The 2,619-nt window shown below is 29.2% G+C and carries 2 protein-coding genes; both read right to left on the bottom strand.

The genetic code is table 11. From position 1 onward, the window contains the following. Positions 1-171 precede the first annotated feature (171 nt). Positions 172-1,602 carry a serine hydroxymethyltransferase gene (locus EZH24_RS10055; RefSeq protein WP_137999008.1) on the bottom strand — a complete coding sequence of 477 codons (1,431 nt, stop codon included), beginning with the start codon at positions 1,600-1,602 and terminating at the stop codon, positions 172-174. Between the two features lie 138 nt (positions 1,603-1,740). Continuing rightward, the coding region (locus tag EZH24_RS10050) for a hypothetical protein (protein WP_236847158.1) at positions 1,741-2,619 on the bottom strand (879 nt) is incomplete at its 5' end.

Genomic DNA, 2,619 nt, shown 5'->3' with positions numbered 1-2,619 from the left:
TCAAATTCATGAAAGTTAAAATATGTTCCGTTTGAAGAAAATCTTTATTATTATTATATAAATTATAATCTTCAAATTTGCTTAATTTAATTTTTTTGAAACCAAAACTTTCGTAAATATTTATAAGATTCGATATAATAGAATTTTCATTTATTAAATTCATTTTAAATTTTACATCTCTGAAATATATTTATAAATCGGATATTTTTTGCATAAAGCGTCAACTTTCTTTCCAACCGAATTAATAATTTTTTCGTTATCCGAATTCGTCAAAACCTCGTCCATATAATTAACCAATTCGATAATATCTTTTTCTTTCAATCCTCTTGTCGTAATCGCTGGAGTTCCGAGTCTTATTCCGCTTGTAACCATAGGAGATTCGCTGTCGTAAGGAATTCCGTTTTTATTTGTTGTTATATGAGCTTTATCTAAAACCGCTTCGGCAATTTTTCCCGTGATTCCTTTTGAAGATTTTACATCGAGCAATATTAAATGAGTGTCCGTTCCGCCAGAAATGATATTATAATTTTTTGAGATAAATTCGTTTGACATAGTTTTTGCGTTATTTAAAACTTGCTTTTGATAATCGACAAATTTTTTATCCAAAGCTTCCTTAAAGCATACGGCTTTTGCTGCGATTACATGCATTAAAGGTCCGCCTTGAATTCCAGGAAAAATAGTTTTATCTACTTTTTTAGCAAGTTCCTCGTTTGTAGAAATTATATAACCTCCTCTCGGTCCTCTTAAAGTTTTATGAGTCGTTCCCGTGACAAAATGAGCGTATTCTACAGGATTTGGATGCAAGCCTGCCGCAACGAGTCCCGCAATATGCGCCATATCGACAAGCAAATAAGCGCCAACTTCGTCCGCAATGCTTCTAAATTTTTCAAAGTCAATAATTCTTGGATAAGCGCTCGCTCCCGTCACTATTATTTTAGGACGATGTTTCAAAGCCAAATCTCTAACTTCGTCATAATCTATTTGCATAGTTTCTCTGCTCACGCCGTAATGAACGAAATTATAAATCTTACCAGAAAAATTAATATTTTTTCCATGAGTTAAATGTCCTCCAGCATCCAAAGATAATCCCAAACAAGTATCGCCAGGTTGCAAAATCGACATATAAACTCCCATATTTGCCTGCGAACCAGAATGAGGCTGAACATTTATAAAAGGCGCTTTGAATAATTTTTTCGCTCTTTCAATAGCTAATCTTTCCACTACATCCGCTTCAACGCATCCTCCGTAATATCTTTTTGCTGGATAACCTTCGGCATATTTGTTTGTGAATATCGAGCCTTGCGCTTCCATAACCGCTCTTGAAACTATATTTTCGCTCGCTATGAGTTCGAGTCCAGATGCTTCTCTTTTATATTCTCTTTTGATTGCTCCGAAAATTTCTCTATCGGCATATTTCAAAGGAGTTTCGGATACATAATATTTTGAGCTAATTAACTTTTTTTCTACAACTTTCTTTATAGAATTTTTTGCCGATTTTTTTGCAAGATTATTTTTTTTAGAGCTATTTTTATTAATAAGTTTTTTAACGGATTTCTTAATTGAAGAAACCGATTTTTTTGAATTAATTTTTTTAGTAGGCATAATTCCTCCAAATTTTTAATACAAATATAATATATTAATATTAGCTTTATTTCAATATAAAATAATAAATAGATTAAAATATAACAGAATTAATTTTTTGATTAGTCAAATATATAAATAACCCAGATTTAATAATTTCTATTTCATAAACATCTTTATATATCTTTCCCTGTATTTATAAGTAAGAAGTTTTTTATTGTATAACTCTGAAAGAGCCTTTATTTCCGTTTCGTCCATATTGTCCGTATCAATTGCATAAATATAATTGTCTTCTTCAAAACCTTTTATTATTATATCTATATAGCCGTTAAATTTTCTCTCCAAAAATATTTTAAAAAATATTATCGAAGTGGCAAGAATGATGGAATTGACTATAAGATAAATAAGTATAAACATATAAAAAGGATAAATGAATTCTCTTCCGCTTATCATAATAAAAAATCCGCCTCCTTGAATAATAGCCGTTTCAAATAATAAATGTTTTTTTTCAAAATCGTCCCATTCTTCCGATTGATATTTTAATTCGTTGTCGTAATAAAGCATCGCTATATCGAGAGCTTTTGCAAAACTTTCGTATTCAAAATTTTCGGCGTTATATTCTCCGTAAAAAGTAGTTTCCGCTTCGTATATAATATCGTTTTTTTTGTTTTCGTAAGATTTGATTATATTATCGTCCAATACCCAATTAATAACGGTGTAAATTATAATCATTATAAAAGCTATAGCGGTTGATATTATTATTATAAAATGAGACGAAATGCTCGAATAAAAACTTTTTTTATTTTCCAAAACGAATAAATAAAAGAAATATATTATATGAGTTATATAAAATACGAAAAGAAAATGATAGCCTCGCGTGAGAAAAGAAGAAATTATATTTTCTTTTAAAAATACTCTATTCAAAGAAAAAAAGTTTAAAGCGTAAAAAATTCCAAGAATAGACATCATAAACGGAATTAAAAAAGTTATCAAATAAAAAAATAATTCTATTCGCGAATATTTTTGAACTTTGTAAAA

Source organism: Brachyspira catarrhinii, from assembly GCF_005518285.1.
Classification (GTDB): Bacteria; Spirochaetota; Brachyspiria; order Brachyspirales; family Brachyspiraceae; genus Brachyspira; species Brachyspira catarrhinii.
Note: the sequence above shows the minus strand (reverse complement) of the source record. Positions and strands in the feature narration are given on the sequence as shown.

Bases quoted from the DNA above. Each gene is read 5' to 3' on its own strand.
- EZH24_RS10055 (WP_137999008.1), bottom strand. From the start codon at position 1,602: ATGCCTACTAAAAAAATTAATTCAAAAAAATCGGTTTCTTCAATTAAG.